Origin of the sequence: Nocardioides sp. CER19 (assembly GCF_029846275.1) — a bacterium.
In the GTDB taxonomy this organism is placed as follows: Bacteria; Actinomycetota; Actinomycetes; order Propionibacteriales; family Nocardioidaceae; genus Nocardioides.
Genome location: NZ_JARVWS010000004.1, coordinates 526,254 through 544,308 on the forward strand (window position 1 = coordinate 526,254; position 18,055 = coordinate 544,308).

Sequence of the window (18,055 nt, forward strand, 5' to 3'; positions counted from 1 at the left end):
CCGTCGAGCGGGCTAGCTGTCGAAGCCGAGCCCCGCGCGGTCGAGGGCACGCAGCCACAGGTTGCGCCGGCCCCCGTCGGCGTCGGCCTTCGCCAGCGAACGGGTCGTGAGCCTGATGCCGGTCCAGCGCAACGGTTCCGGAGGGAACGGCAGCGGCTTCGACCTGACCATCTCCAGCCGGGTCCGCTCGGTCTCCTCGCCGGAGAGCAGGTCGAGCATGACCTGGGCGCCGAACCTGGTGGCCGCGACACCGAGGCCGGTGTAGCCGAGGGCGTAGGCGACGTCTCCGCGCAGGGCGGTGCCGAAGAACGCCGCGAACCGGGTGCAGGTGTCGATGACGCCGGCCCAGCGGTGCGTGAAGCGCACGTCCTCCAGCTGCGGGAACGTCTCGAAGAAGTGCCGCGCCAGCCGGTCGTGGGTCGGCCCCGCCGACTCGAGCTCCGGGGAGATCCGGGATCCGTAGTGGTAGACCGCGTCGTAGCCGCCCCACAGGATCCGGTTGTCCCGGGTGAGGCGGTAGTAGTGGAACTGGTTGGCGGAGTCCCCGATGCCCTGCCGGCCGGACCAGCCGATCGCGGCCATCTGCTCGGCGGTGAGCGGCTCCGTCATCAGGACGTAGTCGTAGACCGGCACCGTCATCAGCGAGAGCCGCCGCAGCAGCGGCGGGAACGCGTTGGTGGCCAGCGCGACCTGGCCTGCGCGCACCGAGCCGCCCGGGCCGGCATCCGACGCCGTCTCCAGCCGCAGGCCGGCGGCACCGCGGTCCAGCGCGGTCACGCGGGTGCCCTCGTGGATGACCACGCCGGCGTCCAGGCAGGCCTGACGTAGACCCCAGGCCAGCCGGGCCGGCTCGACGAGCGCGGTGCCGTGCGGCTCGAGCAGCCCGCCGACGTACGTCGGCGAGTCGACCAGCGCCCGGACGCCGGCCTGGTCGAGGAGCGTGTGCTCGACGCCCCGCGCCCGCATCTCCTCCGACAGCTCGGTCAGCTCGGTGACCTGGTGGGGACGCGTCGCGACCGAGAGCTCACCGGTGACCCGCCAGTCGCAGTTGATCCCGTGCCGCTCCACGGTGCGGCCGATCGCCGCCAGGTTCTCCTCCCCCAGCCGGTCGAGCGTCTGCAGCTCGTCGGGCCACCGCGACAGGCCGTTCCAGAAGCCGTGGGTCAAGCTCGCCGAGGCGAAGCCGCCGTTGCGCCCGCTGGCCTGGTCGCCGCACCGCCCGCCCTCGAGCAGCAGCACCGATCGCGACGGGAACCGCTCACGAGCCAGCAGGGCCGTCCACAGACCGGTGTACCCGCCGCCGACGACGACCAGGTCGGCCTCGGCCGCGTCGCTCAGGGGCGGCAGCGGGTCGGGGCGCGCCGGGTCGTCGAGCCAGTACGGCATCGGCCTGGCCTGCGCCAGTGCGGGATGCATCAGGCGGCGAACGCCCGCGACCGACGGCGCGAGAGGATCTCGCCGGTGAGCACGACCGTGATGGCGATCAGGAACATCAGCGTGCCGACGACGTTGACCTGCATCGGCACCGCGCGCTGCGCCGAGCCCCACACGAACATCGGGAACGTGACCGTCTGGCCGGCGTTGAGGTTCGTGATGATGAAGTCGTCGAAGGACAGGCTGAACGCCAGCAGGGCCGCGCCGAGGATGCCCGGGAAGACGAGCGGGAAGGTCACCTTCCAGAACGTCTGCGACTCGGTGGCATAGAGGTCCATCGCCGCCTGCTCGAGGTTCTCGTCCAGCCCCGCCAGGCGGGATCTCACGGTGACCACGACGAACGACAGGCAGAACATCACGTGCGCGATGAGGATCGTGCCCGTGCCGAGGCGGCCGCCGAAGCCGGAGGCGACGAAGAGGGCGAGCAGCGAGGAGCCCATCACGATCTCGGGCGAGGCCATCGGGAGGAACAGCACCAGGTTCATCGAGCCGCGCCCGTGGAACCGGTGGCGGACCAGCGCGAACGCGGCGAGCGTCCCGATCACGGTGGAGATCACCGTGGCCAGGAGCCCGATCTCGATGCTCTTGCCCACCGCCTCGCACATGCCGGCGGGCTTGCACGGGTGCAGCCAGTTGTCCCAGGTGAAGGACTGGAACCGGTAGAGGTTGCGAGCGTGGCTGCTGTCGTTGAACGACATCAGGGCGACGATGACGTTCGGGATGTACATGTAGACCAGGACCAGCAGGCCCAGGAGCAGGACCAGGTGGTCGTTGACCCATCGGCCCAGGCGCGAGAACCCGTTCACAGGAGCTCCTCCGTTCCGACCCGGCGAATGTAGAAGAGCACCAGCGCCAGGATGATGACCATGAGGATCACCGAGAGCGCGCCGGCGGCGGCATAGTCCCCGGTGGTGGTGAAAAGGTCCTGGATCACGTTGCCGACCATCCGCTGGTTGGGGCTGCCGAGCAGCGAGGCGTTGATGTAGTCGCCGGCCGCCGGGATGAACGTCAGCAGCGTGCCGCCGACGACGCCCGGCAGCGACAGCGGCCAGGTCACCTTGAAGAACGCGCGGGCCGGCGAGGCGTAGAGGTCGCCGGCTGCCTCGATGAGGCGCCCGTCGATCTTCTCCAGCGAGGCGTAGAGCGGCAGCACCATGAACGGCAGGAAGTTGTAGGTGAGTCCGGCGATGACCGCGACCGGGGTGGCGAGCAACCGCCCGTCGGCGCTCAGGATGTGCACGGCCTGGAGCGTGTTCACCACCCAGCCGTTGTCGCCGAGGATGAGCTTCCACGACAGCGTGCGGATGAGGAAGCTCGTGAAGAACGGCGCCACCACCATGACCAGCAGCAGGTTCTTCCACCGGCCCGCCTTGAACGCGATCGCGTAGGCGAGCACGTAGCCGAGCACGAGGCAGAAGAACGTCGCCAGGGCGGCGTAGCCCAGCGAGCGGACCAACGGCTGCCAGTAGTCGGCGAGGGCGTCGACGAAGTTGCGGAAGTGGTAGGTGACGTCGTAGCCGGTGAGGACCGAACCGTTCGGGTCGAACAGCGACGTCGCCAGCAGCGAGTAGAACGGGACGACGAAGAACAGCCCGAGCCACACCGCTGCGGGAAGGACCAGCCAGTAGCCGGTCAGCTTCCGACGCGGCTTGTCCCGCCCTTCCGCCGCGCCGGCGGGCGGCGCCTGCTCAGGGGTGACGGCGACCATCAGTCCTCCTCGATGCCCGCGCCGACGTCCTGGCTGGCGTCGAGCAGGAAGGCGAACTCCGGGCGCCACGAGACGTCGACCTTGGTGCCCGGCGCGAGGAGGCCGCGCGCGCCGGTGTTCTGCTCGAAGGCGATCATCTCCGAGCCCCACGGCATCTTGACGACGTACTGCGTGGAGACGCCGATGAAGCTGGAGTCGACGACGACGGCGCCGGTCATGTGGTTGCCGGGTGCGTCGATCGGCTCACCCTCCGGTGCGATGAGGACCTTCTCGGGCCGGATGCCGACCCAGCCCGGCGTGCCGGCCGTGTTGGCGGTGTGCGCCCGCTCGATCGGGATGGAGACGACGGTTCCCTGCATGTCGACCCGCACCTGGCCGTCCTCCACGCCGACGACGGTGCCGCCGATGAGGTTGGACTGACCGAGGAAGTTGGCCACGAAGGTGGTCTTCGGGTTCTCGTAGAGCTCGGTCGGGCTGCCCAGCTGCTCGATGATGCCGCCGTTCATGACCGCGATCGTGTCGGCCATCGTCATCGCCTCCTCCTGGTCGTGCGTCACGTGCACGAAGGTGAGGCCGACCTCGGTCTGGATCCGCTTGAGCTCGAGCTGCATCGCGCGACGCAGCTTGAGGTCGAGGGCGCCGAGCGGCTCGTCGAGCAGCAGCACCTCCGGCCGGTTGATGAGGGCGCGGGCGAGCGCGACCCGCTGCTGTTGGCCCCCGGACAGCTGGGCCGGCCGCTTGCCGGCCTGCGGGGTCAGCTCGGTGAGCTCCAGGATGTCGCGGACCGGACCCTTGACGTCCTTGACGCCGCGCCGCTTGAGGCCGAAGGCGACGTTCTCCGCGATGGTCAGGTGCGGGAAGAGCGCGTAGTTCTGGAAGACCGTGTTGACCGGCCGGCGGTAGGGCTTCTCGTGGGTGATCTGCTGGTCGCCGATCGTGATCGACCCCTGCGTCACGGTCTCGAGGCCCGCGACCATGCGCAGGGTCGTCGTCTTGCCGCAGCCCGACGGGCCGAGCAGGGCGAAGAAGCTGCCCTGCGGGATCTCCAGGTCGAGCGACTGCACCGCCACGAAGCCGTTCGGGTACTCCTTGCGCAGCCCGGTCAGGCGCAGGTCGCGACCGGACCCGCCGTCAGCCACTGATGACATCGTTGAATTCTCCTTCGTACTGCCGCATGGTGGCCTCGTCGAGCGCCATGAAGCTGTGCGTCGCCTTGAGGAAGTCCTGGCTCGGGAAGATCAGCGGGTTGTCGACCAGCGTCGGGTCGACCTTCTCCATCTCGGCCTGTGCGCCCTGGACGGGGCAGACGTACCAGACGTACGCCGCGAGCTTCGCCGCGATCGCGGGCTCGTAGTAGAAGTTGATCCACTTCTCGGCGTTGGCCTGGTGGGGCGTGAGGTTGGGGATGATCATGTTGTCCGACCAGATCATCAGGCCCTCCTCCGGCCTCACGAAGACGAGGTTGTCGTCCTCGGCCGCCGCGATGTCGCCGGACCAGGCGACGCAGGCGGCGATGTTCCCGGCCGAGAGGTCGTTGAGGTACTCGTTGCCGGTGAACGCGCGGATCTGGCCGCGTCCGCGAGCGGCCTTGACCTTGTCGAGCGCCGTCTCCCAGTCGCTGTTGGTGAACTTGCTGGGGTCCTTGCCTTCGGAGAGCAGCATCAGCCCCATCGTGTCGCGCATCTCGGTCAGCATCGTGACCTTGCCGCGCAGGTCGTCCCGGGTGAGCAGCTCGTCCATCGTCCGGACTTCCTTGACCAGCTTCTTGTTGTAGGCGATGCCGGTGAAGCCGCTCTGCCACGGGGCCGAGTAGTCCCGGTTCGGGTCCCAGCCCACGCCCTGCAGGGAGGAGATGAGGTTCTTGTCGAGGTTCGGGACCTTCGCCTTGTCGAACTTCTGGATCCAGCCCATGCCGATCATGCGGGCGGCCATCCAGTCGGTCAGCATGAACATGTCACGCCCCGTCGACTGGCAGGCCCCGAGCTGGTTCTTGACCTTGGCGAAGAACTCGTTGTTGTCGTTGACGTCGGCGACGTAGTTGACGTCGATGCCGTACCGCTTCTGGAAGTCGGTCAGCGTCGACGTGACGTTGTTCTTCGGGTCGTCCTCGTCGATGTAGGCCGGCCAGTTGGAGACCACCAGCCGCTTGTCGGTCGCCGACCGGTCGGTCGCCCGGCACGACGTCGGGTCCTGCTTGAGGTCCGGCGTCGAGAACCGCGGTAGCACGGCGAGGCTCGCCACTCCGAACGCGGTGACGCCGGCCCCCTTGATCAATCCCCTGCGGCTCAGGCCATTCCCGCCCACGGCGCACCTCCTTCCAACCCGGCCGCCTCACCGGGTGCCGGGATCGTGTCACGGCTCACCAAGTGAGGCAAGGGAATCCGTGGTCGCGAAACACGAATGCAACGAACTACGTCGTCGCGTCGGCCGGCGACTGGCGAAATCCGCTGCGCCACGCATCGAAACCTTTGACCCTGGCTGACCCAGCCTGGACACTGACGCCCATGACGCGCCCCCGGAACAAGTCGTCGGTGAGCCTGGACGAGGTCTCGAAGGCGATCATCGAGCAGCTCCAGCAGGACGGACGGCGGTCCTACGCCTCCATCGGCAAGGTCGTCGGGCTGTCCGAGGCCGCCGTACGCCAGCGGGTGCAGCGACTGATCGACTCCGGCGTCATGCAGGTCGTCGCCGTGACCGACCCGCTCGAGCTGGGCTTCGCTCGCCAGGCGATGGTCGGCATCCGCGTGGCCGGGCCGCTCGACCCCGTCGCCGACGCGCTCACCGCGCTCGACGAGGTCGACTACGTCGTCATCACCGCCGGCTCCTACGACCTCCTGGCGGAGGTGGTGGCCGAGAGCGACGAGCACCTCCTGGACCTGATCTCCGAGAGCATCCGCACCATCCCGGGGGTCGTCGCCACCGAGACGTTCATGTACCTGCGCCTGCGCAAGCAGACCTACTCGTGGGGCGTTCGATGAGCCCGTACGCCGGCCTCTCGCTCTGGCACGCCACCGCCGGCGACCCGCTGGAACCCCGCGCGGCGCTCCCCGGCGACACGACCGTCGACGTGGCGATCGTCGGCGCCGGCTTCACCGGGCTGTGGACCGCCTACTACCTGGCCGAGGCGCGCCCCGACCTGCGGATCGCCGTCATGGAGAAGGAGATCGCCGGGTTCGGCGCCTCCGGCCGCAACGGGGGCTGGGCCTCGGCGCTCTTCCCTGCGTCGCTGGCGACGCTGGCCCGGATGGGGTCGCGCGAGACCGCGCTGGCCCAGCACCAGGCGATGCGCGCGAGCGTCGACGAGGTGATCCGGGCGGCCGCCGCCGAGGGGATCGACGCCGACATCGCCAAGGGCGGCACCATCGTGCTCGCCCGCACCGCGCCGCAGCTCGCCCGCGCACGCGCCGAGGTGGCCGATGCGCGCTCGTGGGGGCGCGGCGAGGACGACATACGGCTGCTGGACGAGGCGGAGGCCCGGGCGGTCGTCGACGCGGCGGGGACGCTCGGGGCGACGTACACGCCCGACTGCGCGGCCATCCACCCCGCCAAGCTCGTGCGGGGGCTGGCGCGTGCCGTGGAGGCGCGGGGCGTCACGATCCACGAGCAGACGCCGGTGACCGCGATCGAGCCGCACCGCGTCGTGACGCCGCGCGGCACCCTGACGGCCGACGTGGTCGTGCGCGCCACCGAGGGCTACACACCGAGCATCCGCGGCCTCGAGCGCGCCGTCGTTCCGGTCTACTCGCTCATCATCGCCACCGCTCCCCTGCCGGGGGCGCTCTGGGACGAGATCGGGCTGGCGCGTCGGGAGACCTTCAGCGACCACCGCAACCTGATCGTCTACGGCCAGCGCACGGCCGACGACCGGCTGGTGTTCGGCGGCCGCGGGGCGCCGTACCACTTCGGGTCCCGGATCGAGCCGGCGCACGACCGCGACGAGCGGGTGTTCGCGAGCCTCTACGCGACGCTGCTGGACCTGTTCCCGGTGCTCGCCGGCACGAAGGTCACCCACTCGTGGGGCGGCGCGCTCGGCATCCCCCGCGACTGGTGCGCCTCGGTCGGGCTCGACCGCGCCACCGGGCTCGGGTGGGCCGGCGGGTACGTCGGCGACGGGGTCACCACCACGAACCTGGCCGGCCGCACGCTGCGCGACCTCGTGCTCGAGCAGTCGACCGCGCTCACCATGCTTCCGTGGGTCGGCCACCGCTCGCCGCGCTGGGAGCCCGAGCCGCTGCGCTGGCTCGGCATCAACACCGGTCTGCGGACGATGACGCTCGCGGACGCCGAGGAGCGGCTGACCCGTCGTCCGTCGCTGGCCGCTCGGGCGATGGCGCCGCTGCTGGGTGGCCACTGAGGCCGCCGGGTCCTGTTCCGGGTCGCGTCGGGGTGGTCCGGCGCGGCGACCGGATAAACCAGTTGCGCTGCCGGTCCGGCGCCCCGCAGGATGTTCCGCGATCGGGCGCGTGCCCGGTGATGACCGAGAGGAGGCGAGTAGCCGTGATGACTGTCGTTGTCGGCCTGCCCACCCGCCGTCCCTCTCACTCTCACCGGAGCACCCTTGTCTTCCGACTTCACGCTTGACCCCAGCTTCACCTTCGACTTCGTCGCACTCGACGACGATAACTTCGCCGAGAACGGCTCCCGCTGGTCGACCTGGCTCGCCGTCGAGCCGCTGTGCCGCGGCCCGGAGCCGCGCCCCGACTGGGTCGTGACGTCCCAGGCCGCGGTCGACACCGAGCTCGGCATCCTCAAGACCGGCAAGGAGGCCGACGCCTTCCTCCTCGAACGGGCCGTGCCCGGCTCCGACCTGGTCGGCGAGTCAGTCGTCATGGTCGCCAAGCGCTACCGCGGCGAGGAGCACCGCACCTTCCACCGGTCGACGTCCTACACCGAGGGTCGCCGCAGCCGGAACACCCGCGACATGCGGGCCGTCGCCAGCAAGTCCGCCTACGGCCGCTCGGTCGCCGCCGGACAGTGGGCGCACGCCGAGTGGGAGGCCCTCGTGCGTTGTCACGGGCTCGGCCTGCCGGTCCCCTACCCGGTCCAGGTCGACGGGACCGAGATCCTCATGGAGTGGATCCAGGTCGCCGGCGAGACCGCCCCGCGGCTCGCGCAGACCCGCCCGTCCCCGGAGCTGCTCGCGTCCTACTTCGAGCAGCTGCGCGGCGTGCTCGTCACGCTGACCGAGCAGGGTCTGGTGCACGGTGACCTGTCGCCCTACAACGTGCTCGCCGCCGACGAGCGGCTCGTCGTCATCGACCTGCCGCAGATGGTCGACCTGGTCGCCAACCCGGCCGGGGCGGACTTCCTGCTCCGGGACTGCACCAACGTGTGCCGGTGGTTCGCGTCCCGAGGGCTGAACGTGGACGAGCACGCGCTGTTCGGGGAGCTGATGGCCGTGGCGTTCTGACGAGGCCGGGTCGGCGGCCCCGTCCAGCGGTGAGCCATCAACCGACCGACAGCACCAAACGGTTGATGGCTCACCGCTCCGGAGCGGCCGGGCCCTAGTCTCGGCTGTCGTGAGCCGCCGCCGTGTCCGTCCTCAGCCCGTCCCCGTCGCCGCGCCCGTCCCGCACGCGCCGGTGGACGCGGAGCGCACGACGCTCTACACGGCGGAGGAGCTCTACGACACGGCGGACTACCCCGACTCGCTGGATGCACGGGCCTACGCGTGGTCGCGCGAGCGGCACACCCGCGAGACGGCGCGGATCCGGGCGCTGCACGACTTCGCGATCGACGAGGCCCTCGACGCCTGGATCGAGGGCCGGCACCTGGTCGGGGTGATGGGCGGGCACGACGTGCGGCGGGGCGAGCCGACGTACGCCGCCGCCGCGCGGCTCGGGCACGCGCTGGGGCAGAGCAACGTCGTGACGACCGGCGGCGGTCCCGGGACGATGGAGGCGGCCAACCTGGGCGCCTGGCTGACGTCGTACGACGTCTCAGCGGTCGATGCCGCTGTCGCACGGCTCGGGGCCGTCCCGACCTTCCGGCCGTCCGTCCAGGACTGGGCCGACCTCGCGCTCGGCGTGCGCGCCGGCGTGACGGACCGCCCGAGGCAGCGCTCGCTCGGCATCCCGACATGGTTCTACGGCCACGAGCCGCCCAACGTGTTCTGCGACGCGATCGCGAAGTACTTCCGCAACGCCACCCGCGAGGCGATCCTGCTCGAGGTGTGCGACGCCGGCATCGTCTTCCTTCCCGGTGCGGCGGGAACGGTGCAGGAGGTGTTCCAGGACGCCTGCGAGAACTACTACGCAACACCCGAGACCGTCGCGCCGATGATCCTGCTCGGCGCGCGCTACTGGACCGAGGAGCTGCCGCTGTGGCCGCTGCTGCAGGCGCTCGCGAAGGGCCGCGTGATGGAGGGCCGGGTCCACCTCGTCGACACCGTCGAGGAGGCCGCCGAGGTGGTCGCGGGCGGGCGCTCCTGACCGCTCGGACGGCGGTCAGGCGGCTCGGGTCCGGACGATCCGCGCGCCGATGACGTCGCGGTAGTGCTCCACGAGGGTGTCGTTGACGGCCTGCCACGAGCGGCCGGCGACGGCGGCGCGGGCGTCGCGCCCCATCCGGCGGCGCAGCCGCGGGTCCTCCCGCAGCCGGCCGACGAAGGCGGCCAGGTCGGTCCCGCTGCCGGGCTCGTAGAGGAAGCCCGTGACCCCGTCGTCGACGACGTCGATCGGTCCCCCGGAGCGCGGCGCGACCACCGGGACGCCCGAGGCGAGCGCCTCCTGGGCGGACTGGCAGAACGTCTCGTGCCGACCCGTGTGGACGAAGACGTCCAGCGAGGCGTACGCCGCCCCGAGCTCCTCCCCGTGGAGGACCCCGAGGAAGTGGGCCCCGGGGAGGAGCGCGCGCAGGCGCTCCTCCTCGGGACCGCCTCCGACGACGACCAGCGCGTAGCGGTCGTCGTGGGCCAGGGAGGCGAGCAGACCGAGCTCCTTCTCGGGAGCCAGCCGGCCGACGTACCCGACGATCGTCTGACCCCCGGGGGCCAGCCGGGCGCGCAGGCCGTAGTCGACGCGCCGGGGGTCGAACGCGGTCAGGTCGACACCGCGTGGCCACAGCGCCGTGCGCTGGATGCCGAGGCCCTCGAGCTGGGCCAGGCTCGCGGTCGACGGGACCAGCGTGCGGTCGGCGCGGTGGTGGATCTTCCGGGTCAGGGCCGACGCGGCGAGCGTGCAGCCGGTGCGGTGGAGCATCGGATAGCGCGCGGCGAAGCCGACCAGGTCGGTCTGGTAGATCGCGACGGTGGGGATGCCGAGCTCGCCGGCGACCTTGAGGGCTTGGTAGCCCAGCGTCGCGGGGCTCGCGACGTGCACGACGTCCGGGCCGAAGCGCTGCATGATCGCGCGCAGTCGGCGCCGCGTCTCCAGACCGAGGCGGAAGTCCTTGTAGAACGGGAGGCTGGCACCGCGCACGCGGAGCACCGGGAAGCCGGCGTACTCGGCGGGGCCGGTCGGCGCGACGAGCGCGGCCTCGTGGCCGTCGACCTCGAGGTGCTCGAGCACCCGGCGGACGGAGTTCGTGACCCCGTTGACCTGCGGCAGGAACGACTCCGAGACGACCAGGACACGCAGCCGGTCGTCGGCTCCACCGGCGACCGGGAGCTCGATGACGTTCGTCATGGCACCGACGGTGTCGGGCGGGCGTCAACGGGCCGTCATGCTCGGTTGACGAGTCGGTGAATGTCGTGTGAGCAGCGCGCGGTCACAGGTGCTCGCGCGCCCACAGGGCGGCGCTGGTGCGGTCGGCGACGCCCAGGCGCCGGAACACGCTGCCGAGGTGCACCTTGACCGTCCGCTCGGCGATGCCGAGCCTGCTGGCGATCTGCTTGTTCGCCAGCCCCTGCGCGACGAGGGCGAGCACCTCGCGCTCGCGGTCGCTCAGGTCGCCGCCGGGCGACGACGTGCGGGTCGGGAGCAGCGCCCGCGCGACCCGCGGGTCGAGCGGGGCGTGGCCCGCGGCTGCCGAGCGGATTCCGGCGAGCAGCTCGGCCGGCTCGCTGTCCTTGAGGAGGTAGCCGACGGCCCCCGCCTCGAGAGCCTCGGCGACGCGGGTCTGGTCGGCGAAGGAGGTGAGGACGACGACGGCCGCGGTCGCGCCGCCGTCGACCAGGCGGCGGGTCGCCTCGACGCCGTCGACACCGGGCATCGAGAGGTCCATGAGTACGACGTCCGGCTGCTCCGACAGCGCCGAGACCGCGTCGACGGCGGCCTGCCCGTCGGCCGCCTCGGCGACCACCTCGAGGTCGCCGGTCGCGTCGATGAGCGCCCGGATCCCGGTGCGCACGAGGGGGTGGTCGTCGACGAGGACGACCCGGGTCCTGGGAGCGGTCATGGCAGTCGCAGCCTCCAGACACAGCCGAGCCCCGGGGCGGAGGCGACGGCGAGGTCGGCGCCGGCGTCGGACGCGACGTCGGCCAGCACCCGCAGCCCGAGGTGTCCGTGCGGCGGATCGGCCAGCACCTGGGCCGGGTCGAAGCCGACACCGTCGTCGGCCACCTCGAGGACGACGCCCTCGGCGGTCTGCCGGAGCGAGAGCGCGACGCGGGTCGCGGCGGCGTGCCGGCGTACGTTGTGGAGGCACTCGCGGGCGACCCGGTAGACCAGCCGCTCCTGCTCGGTCGTCAGGGCGAGCTCGTCGTCCACGTCCACGTCGACGTGGATGCCGCGCGGCCGGAGGCCGGCAGCCAGGTCGCCGAGCGCCGAGCGCAGTCCGGCCGTCTCCAGGCCGGGTGGGTGGAGGTCGACCAGCAACGACCGGAGGCTGCCGATGCTGCTGCGCAGGGTGCCGGCCGCGTGGTCGAGCTCGGTGGCGGTGGCGGTGTCGCCGGTGGCGGCGAGGCGTGCGGCTGCGCCGCTGACGGCGTACGACGTCGCCGCGAGCTCCTGCACCGGGCCGTCGTGCAGGGTGCCGGCGATCCGGCGGCGCTCCTCCTGGGAGGCGTCCACCGCCTTCTCGAGCAGGGCCTCGCGCTGGCGCTGGGCGCGCCGGAGCCGTCCGAGCAGCCGCCAGAGCAGGGGCGTCAGGAGGACGGCGAAGAACAGCAGGCTGCTGATGGTGACCCCGGCGAAGCCGCGCCACAGCTGCCCGCTGCGCGCGGTGACCGTGTCATAGCGCGAGTAGGTCTCGAACAGCAGCGGCGTCCCGTCGGGCGTCCGGACCGGCCGGTAGACCTCGAGGAGGCGACCGTTGCCGCGCTCGTAGCGGTTCTCGGGCTCGTCGAGGTCGCTCACGTCGGCACGCGTCGCGGGGTGCTGGAGCACCTCCCGCTCCTCACCGCCGAGCGGGAAGACCGCGCCGATCAGCCGCGGCTCGTCCGACCACACCACCTCGCCGTCGCGCGACCACAGCTTGACCCGGATCACGGACGAGGCGGGCATGTAGTCGTGGAGGGCCGCGGACAGCTTCGCGGCCGCCGCCGGGTCACCCGTCAGGATGCCGTCGGTGAGCGCCGGCTGGGCGACCGCGCGGGCGAGCAGGTCGGTCGTGTTGGCGGCGTCGTTGACCGCTTCGCGCTCGGCGAGGTGGCGGGCGGCGTAGGACCCGACCACCGAGACCAGCACCAGTACCGCCAGTGCGGCGACGACGACCGGGAGGAGCACCCTCACCGGCCCGCCGTCGCCGTGGTCGGACGGGTCCCGTGGCCGCGACACCGCGAGCCACGGGACCTGCGCCTGCGTCGTCATCGCCCCATCATCGTCGGCCGCGGTCGTCACGGTGACCGGAATCGTCGGAGCCGCGACCCGTGTGCCGGCCGGAGCGGTGTCCGCCGTTGTCGTCGCCCGGCTCGGCCTCCCGGCCGCCATGGTCGTCGCCGGGCTCGGCCTCACGCGCCCCGCGGTCGTCACCCGGCTCGACGCGCCGGTCGCGGTCGTGTCGGCCACCGTGGTCGTCGCCGGGCTCGGCGCTGGGTGTAGCGGTACGGCGTTCGGTCGCTGCCCGCTCCGTCGGCTCCGCCGACGGCGCCGACCGAGTTGACCGAGTCGACGGAGTCGACGGAGTCGACGGAGTCGATGGAGTCGACGCAGCCGGGGCGGCGGAGGCGGCGGAGGCGGCCGGTGGGGTCGTGGGGTCCTCGGCGGGGACCTGCCGCGTGAAGGACGCGTTGCCGAACAGGCCGAGGGCCGCCGGGACGCCGGCGACCACCAGGGCGAGGGCGCCGAGTGCTGCCTTGATGATCATCGGGGCTCCTAGAGGTGGATGGCTTCGTGCTGACACCCCCACCGTGGCCGTCACCCCGGTCGGTCCACCATCGGACCTTGGTACTAGTACTCACGGCTCCGGGCCTCCTTGGCCGCGAGGTAGTCCTGGTTCGTCGGCGTGAGGTGCACCGTCATCGGCACCTGCTCGGCGACCCGGATGCCGAGCCGCGTCAGCTGCGCGGTCTTGTCGGGGTTGTTGCTGAGCAACCGGATCTCGCCGACCCCGAGCGCGCGCAGCATCTGGGCGGCGACCGTGTAGTCGCGGGCGTCCTCGGGATAGCCGAGCGCGAGGTTGGCGTCGAAGGTGTCGATGCCCGTGTCCTGCAGCGTGTAGGCGTCGATCTTCGCGTAGAGGCCGATGCCCCGGCCCTCCTGCCGGAGGTAGAGCAGGTAGCCACCCTCCGTGCCGAGCAGGTCGAGCGAGTCGTCGAGCTGGGGGCCGCAGTCGCAGCGGCGACTGCCCAGCACGTCCCCGGTGAGGCACTCGCTGTGCAACCTGACCAGGGGTACGCCGGCCGGGCCGGTGCTCGGCGGGCCGGACCGGTCACCCAGCCCGAGCGCGACGTGCTCGCGGCCGTCGACGAGGCCGTCGAAGCTGAACAGCCGCCCGGTGACCACCCGGCCGTCCGGGAGCCGGACGGGAAGCCTCACCTGGTTCCTGATGCTCGCCTCTGGCACGCCTCACTCCTCCTCGATCCGTTCCTCGACGGTGACGCCGACGCGCTCCCCGTACCGCCCGGACAGGGCGTAGCGGAGCACCACGACGTCGCCGACCTGCTCCACGTCGACCAGGCGGGCCCGGCCGGGCGGGCGGCCCGACGGCCCGAGCAGGCGCGGCGCCTGCGGGTCTCCGACCAGCAACGGGGCCACGGCGAGCTGCAGCTCGTCGGCGACGCCCTCGTCGAGGAACTGGGTGAGCACGCTCGCTCCGCCCTCGACCAGCAGCCGTCGTACGCCTCGGCGGTGGAGGTCCTCGGCCACCCCACGCATGGAGACCGTCGGACCGGCGTCGACGAGCACGGCCCGCTCCCCCACCGCCGCACCCACGTCGGGAAGGCAGCCCGAGGCGCAGTAGACGAGCTTGGGCCCGTCGCCCGTGGTGAAGAACCGCGCCTGCGGGTCGAGCTTGCCGCCCTCGGTGACGGTCACCTTGAGCGGGTGCTCGGGGCGGCCGCGCCGTCGTCGCTCCTCGCGCCGGGCGGCGTCGCGGACCAGCAGGCGCGGGTCGTCGGCCCGGACCGTCCCGGCGCCGACCAGGATCGCGTCGCAGCCCGCCCGGACCGCGTCCACGCGGTCGAGGTCGGCCTCGTTGGAGAGCACGAGCCGGCACTCCGAGCAGTCGTCGAGACAGCCGTCGAGAGAGACGCAGCAGCTCAGCAGCACGTAGGGGCGGTCAGCCAACCGTCGCCTCCCTTCGTGGCGCCAGGCGCCCGACCAGCAACACGAGCGCACCCGGCAGCGTCGCCACCAGCGCCGCCACGCCGTAGGCCACCGACACCGCGAGCCCGTCCGAGGCGGGCAGACCGACCGCCATGAAGGCCCAGGCCGCGGCGCCCTCCCGCGGCCCCCATCCGGCCAGGCTGGTCGGCACCGTCGAGCCGAGCAGGACGGCCAGCGCGAGGGCGAGCGCCTGCCCCGCCGGCAGGTCGACCCCGGCGGCGGCCATGGCGGTGAGCAGGACGGCCGTGTGGCAGGCCGCGACGCCGAGCGAGGTGGCGACGACGATGAGCGCGACCCTGGGGCGGCGGAGGATGGCGGCGACGTCGCGACGCGCCCAGCGCAGTCCGACCAGCGCCAGGGCCACCGCCCCGAGGCCGACGACGACCGCCGCCGTCCGCAGCCCGCTCGGGACCAGGACGACCACCGCGACGGTGACCGCTGCCTGCACGGCCAGTCCGAGCGTGCGCTCCCAGAAGACGCTGCGCACGGCGCGGCCGGTGCTGTCGACGCGGCGCCCGTGCTCGACGGCACGGTGCACGTCGCCGAGCACCCCGGCCGGCAGGGTGGCGTTGAGGAACTGCGCACCGTAGATGGACACGTACGCCGGCCCGAACCCGATCCGGGCGTCGAGCGCGGTCGCGACGGCCCGCCAGCGCCAGGCGCAGCAGGCGGTCGCCGCCGCGGTCAGCGCGAGCGCGATCGCGAGGAGCGGCCCGTCAGCCGTGCGCAGCCCGCGCACGACCGGGTCGGCGCCGAACCTGGCGAGGAGCACGCCGACGACCAGCGCGCCGGCGGCCGGCTTCAGCCAGGCACCGGTGCTCATCGGCGTACTCCGATCGGGGCCGGCAGGGCGTCGGCGACGCGGGCCGCGGTCTCGTCCCAGCCCGTGAGCGAGGTACGCCGGTCGAGGGCCGAGACGCGCAGCGTCGCCCGGAAGTCGGGGTCGGTCAGCCAGACCCGCAGCGCGGTCGCCAGGGCGTGTGGGTCGCCGGGCTGCACGAGCAGACCAGGCAGCTGTCCGTCGGAGGTCGTGCCGACGGCCTCGCGGACGCCGCCGACGTCGGAGGCGAGCACCGGCACGCCGCGGGCGAGGGCCTCGGTCAGCACCATCCCGTAGGTCTCGCCTCGGGAGGGCAGCACGACGAGGTCGGCGGCGGCGTACCGCGCCGCGAGCTCCGCGGTCGACATCGGGCCGACGCGGGTGACGAGGCTCAGGGCACTGTCGTCGAGGCCTGCATCGACCGGGCCGACCCAGTCGCAGGTCCAGGTGAGGTCGGTGAGCGTCTCGAGCGCGGCGGCCAGGACGTCGTAGCCCTTGGCGCGGCAGACCCGGCCGACGCAGAGCAGCGCCCCGCCGCTCTCCGAGCCCGCGGCGACCGGCGCCGGGTCGACGCCTGGAGCCGCCGTGGCCACGGCGGTGAGGCCGTACTGGCTGCGCAGCCAGTGCCGGGTCCACGCGCTGGTGGCGACCACGGTCCGTGCCGCCTGCAGGACCTCCCGCTCGACCGCCCGGGCCCCGGGGGCGTCGACGCCGAGCGGGAGGTGGACGAGGATCCCGAGCGCGAGCCGCCGACTCGCCGGCACGAGCACGTCGGGCGAGGCGGATGCGACCAGTCCGTCGACGAGCACGGCCTCGCCGTCCGGGACGGCCCGGAGCGCGTCGACCAGCCGTCTCGTCGCGAGCTCGTCCGGCCACGGCCAGGGCCCGGCGACGGGGTGCTCGACCACGCGCCAGCGGAGCGCGGTGAGCCCGTCGGCGACCCGGCGGTCGTAGACGTTCCCACCGCTCGGACGTTCGGTGTCGTCGATCCCCGCCGGCGTCACCAGGTGCAGGATCCTCATGGCACCGCCTCGTAGGACACCCAGGCGACGTCGGACTCGCGCAGCGTGACGACCAGCGACGCGATCCCGGTACCGAGCGCTCCCGCCCGGACGCGGTCGGCGAGCGCGTCGCCGACGACCTGGGCGATCACCTCGGTCGTGCTGTTGCGGCCGGCGAACGCCGGCGACTCGTCGAGGTTGCGGTAGTCGAGGTCGGCCAGCACGGTGCGGAGCTCGCTCGCGGCCTTCCCGATGTCGACCAGCACCCCCGCGTCGTCGAGTGCCTCGCCGCGGAACCCCGCCTCGACGACGTACGTCGCTCCGTGCAGCCGCTGCGCCGGGCCGAACTCGTCCCCGGCCAGGCTGTGGGCGATCATGATGCGGTCGCGAACGGTCACGGTGAACACGTCAGGCCTCCGGGTAGTCGACGGTGTGGCACAGGGCGGGCCGGCCGGCCGCGAGCGCGGCCAGGACGGCGGGGAGCTCCTCGAACGGCGAGCGGTCGGTGAGCAGCAGGTCGAACGCCTCGTCGCGCAGCAGTGAGAGCGCGAGCGCGAGGCGGTCGGTCGTGGTGCGGCGCGAGCGGCGCGCCCGCGCGACGGACCCGACCTGGCTGGCGACGATGCGCAGCCGCCGGGAGTGGAACGCGCCGCCCAGGCCGACCTGGACCGCCCGGTCGCCGTACCAGCTCATCTCGAGCACGGTGCCCTCGTCGGCGAGCAGGTCCACCGCGACCTGCAGCCCCTCCCCACTGGCGCTGGTGTGCACGACGAGGTCACGCTCGCCCTCGGCGTCGGCCGGGGTGGCGAAGCCGACCCCGAGGGCATGCGCCGTCACGGCACGCTCCTTGTCGATGTCGACCAGCGTCACCTCGATACCCGGGATGCCGGCGAGCAGACGCGCCACGCAGCAACCGACCATGCCGGCGCCGATGACGGCCACGCGGTCGCCGACGAGCGGCGCCGCGTCCCAGAGCGCGTTCACCGCCGTCTCGACGGTCCCGGCGAGCACCGCCCGCCGCGCCGGCACGCCGTCCGGCACGGGGACGACGGCGTCGGCCGGGACCACGTACGCCGTCTGGTGCGGGTGCAGGCAGAAGACCGTGCGGCCGAGCAGCTCGGGCGGGCCGGCCTCGACGACGCCGACGTTGAGGTAGCCGTAGGCCACCGGTCCGGGCAGGTCGCCGGTCTGGAAGGGCGCCCGCATCCGCTCCCGCTGGTCCTCGGGCACCTCGCCCCGGAAGACGAGGGTCTCGGTGCCCCGGCTGATCCCGCTGTGGAGGGTGCGCACCAGCACGTCGCCGGGTCCCGGCGCGGGCAGCGCGACCTCCCGGATCTCGCCGGTTCCGGGACGCACGACCACGAACGCACGTGCCGTCGTCGCCGTCATAGGAACCGTCCTTCGTCCGAGACACATCGTGAACCGAAACCGACCGGGCGTCGTACCC

General features: G+C 72.6%; 19 protein-coding genes. 4 read left to right on the forward strand and 15 right to left on the reverse strand.

Features of this window, described 5'->3' with window-relative positions:
* Window positions 1-12: 12 nt before the first annotated feature.
* Genes QDS12_RS22020 through QDS12_RS22040 form a run of 5 tightly spaced genes read right to left on the reverse strand, consistent with a single transcriptional unit; the run spans window position 13 to window position 5,446 of the window.
* The gene (locus QDS12_RS22020; protein ID WP_279883170.1) at window positions 13-1,416 is read right to left on the reverse strand and encodes an FAD-dependent oxidoreductase; all 1,404 of its coding nucleotides are present in this window, start codon (window positions 1,414-1,416) and stop codon (window positions 13-15) included.
* The gene (locus QDS12_RS22025; RefSeq protein WP_279883172.1) at window positions 1,416-2,240 is read right to left on the reverse strand and encodes an ABC transporter permease; all 825 of its coding nucleotides are present in this window, start codon (window positions 2,238-2,240) and stop codon (window positions 1,416-1,418) included. The genes QDS12_RS22020 and QDS12_RS22025 overlap by 1 nt, the downstream gene beginning before the upstream one ends.
* On the reverse strand, window positions 2,237-3,142 hold the full coding sequence (locus QDS12_RS22030; protein ID WP_279883174.1) for an ABC transporter permease: 906 nt from the start codon (window positions 3,140-3,142) through the stop codon (window positions 2,237-2,239). The genes QDS12_RS22025 and QDS12_RS22030 overlap by 4 nt, the downstream gene beginning before the upstream one ends.
* Window positions 3,142-4,290, reverse strand: coding sequence for an ABC transporter ATP-binding protein (locus QDS12_RS22035; RefSeq protein WP_279883176.1), 1,149 nt, complete (start codon window positions 4,288-4,290; stop codon window positions 3,142-3,144). The genes QDS12_RS22030 and QDS12_RS22035 overlap by 1 nt, the downstream gene beginning before the upstream one ends.
* The gene (locus QDS12_RS22040; RefSeq protein ID WP_279883178.1) at window positions 4,274-5,446 is read right to left on the reverse strand and encodes a spermidine/putrescine ABC transporter substrate-binding protein; all 1,173 of its coding nucleotides are present in this window, start codon (window positions 5,444-5,446) and stop codon (window positions 4,274-4,276) included. The genes QDS12_RS22035 and QDS12_RS22040 overlap by 17 nt, the downstream gene beginning before the upstream one ends.
* A 200-nt stretch (window positions 5,447-5,646) precedes the next feature.
* Between QDS12_RS22040 and QDS12_RS22045 the strand changes: the two genes are divergently transcribed.
* The 4 genes from QDS12_RS22045 (at window position 5,647) to QDS12_RS22060 (ending at window position 9,573) form a co-directional block, all read left to right on the forward strand.
* The gene (locus QDS12_RS22045; RefSeq protein WP_279883181.1) at window positions 5,647-6,120 is read left to right on the forward strand and encodes an Lrp/AsnC family transcriptional regulator; all 474 of its coding nucleotides are present in this window, start codon (window positions 5,647-5,649) and stop codon (window positions 6,118-6,120) included.
* On the forward strand, window positions 6,117-7,496 hold the full coding sequence (locus QDS12_RS22050; RefSeq protein ID WP_279883183.1) for an FAD-dependent oxidoreductase: 1,380 nt from the start codon (window positions 6,117-6,119) through the stop codon (window positions 7,494-7,496). The genes QDS12_RS22045 and QDS12_RS22050 overlap by 4 nt, the downstream gene beginning before the upstream one ends.
* A 204-nt stretch (window positions 7,497-7,700) precedes the next feature.
* Window positions 7,701-8,552, forward strand: coding sequence for an RIO1 family regulatory kinase/ATPase (locus QDS12_RS22055; RefSeq protein WP_279883185.1), 852 nt, complete (start codon window positions 7,701-7,703; stop codon window positions 8,550-8,552).
* 109 nt (window positions 8,553-8,661) lie between these two features.
* Entirely contained in the window at window positions 8,662-9,573 is a 912-nt protein-coding gene (locus QDS12_RS22060) for an LOG family protein (protein ID WP_279883187.1), read from the forward strand.
* 15 nt (window positions 9,574-9,588) lie between these two features.
* On the opposite strand, the gene QDS12_RS22065 is transcribed toward QDS12_RS22060, so the two are convergent.
* The 10 genes from QDS12_RS22065 to QDS12_RS22110 all read right to left on the reverse strand — a co-directional run bounded on the left by QDS12_RS22065 (window position 9,589) and on the right by QDS12_RS22110 (window position 17,997).
* Window positions 9,589-10,767, reverse strand: a complete 1,179-nt coding sequence (locus tag QDS12_RS22065; protein WP_279883189.1) for a glycosyltransferase family 1 protein — start codon at window positions 10,765-10,767, stop codon at window positions 9,589-9,591.
* A gap of 82 nt (window positions 10,768-10,849) precedes the next feature.
* Complete coding sequence (locus QDS12_RS22070) at window positions 10,850-11,479, reverse strand: response regulator transcription factor (protein ID WP_279883191.1); 630 nt, start codon at window positions 11,477-11,479, stop codon at window positions 10,850-10,852.
* On the reverse strand, window positions 11,476-12,831 hold the full coding sequence (locus tag QDS12_RS22075; RefSeq protein WP_279883193.1) for a sensor histidine kinase: 1,356 nt from the start codon (window positions 12,829-12,831) through the stop codon (window positions 11,476-11,478). Before QDS12_RS22075 ends, QDS12_RS22070 begins: the two co-directional genes overlap by 4 nt.
* 7 nt (window positions 12,832-12,838) lie before the next feature.
* A complete protein-coding gene (locus QDS12_RS22080; protein WP_279883195.1) occupies window positions 12,839-13,327 on the reverse strand; it encodes a hypothetical protein in 489 nt (162 codons plus the stop codon).
* 83 nt (window positions 13,328-13,410) lie between these two features.
* The gene (gene ribA / locus QDS12_RS22085) at window positions 13,411-14,025 is read right to left on the reverse strand and encodes a GTP cyclohydrolase II (protein WP_279883197.1); all 615 of its coding nucleotides are present in this window, start codon (window positions 14,023-14,025) and stop codon (window positions 13,411-13,413) included.
* A gap of 3 nt (window positions 14,026-14,028) precedes the next feature.
* A complete protein-coding gene (locus QDS12_RS22090; RefSeq protein WP_279883199.1) occupies window positions 14,029-14,748 on the reverse strand; it encodes a dihydrofolate reductase family protein in 720 nt (239 codons plus the stop codon).
* Window positions 14,741-15,610, reverse strand: coding sequence for a lysylphosphatidylglycerol synthase transmembrane domain-containing protein (locus tag QDS12_RS22095; protein WP_279883201.1), 870 nt, complete (start codon window positions 15,608-15,610; stop codon window positions 14,741-14,743). Before QDS12_RS22095 ends, QDS12_RS22090 begins: the two co-directional genes overlap by 8 nt.
* Window positions 15,607-16,629: a glycosyltransferase family 4 protein gene (locus tag QDS12_RS22100; protein WP_279883203.1), complete on the reverse strand. Its 1,023-nt coding sequence runs from the start codon at window positions 16,627-16,629 to the stop codon at window positions 15,607-15,609. The genes QDS12_RS22095 and QDS12_RS22100 overlap by 4 nt, the downstream gene beginning before the upstream one ends.
* Window positions 16,626-17,006, reverse strand: coding sequence for a 6-carboxytetrahydropterin synthase (locus QDS12_RS22105; RefSeq protein ID WP_279883205.1), 381 nt, complete (start codon window positions 17,004-17,006; stop codon window positions 16,626-16,628). Before QDS12_RS22105 ends, QDS12_RS22100 begins: the two co-directional genes overlap by 4 nt.
* 10 nt (window positions 17,007-17,016) lie before the next feature.
* Window positions 17,017-17,997: a dehydrogenase gene (locus tag QDS12_RS22110; protein WP_279883207.1), complete on the reverse strand. Its 981-nt coding sequence runs from the start codon at window positions 17,995-17,997 to the stop codon at window positions 17,017-17,019.
* Window positions 17,998-18,055 lie beyond the last annotated feature (58 nt).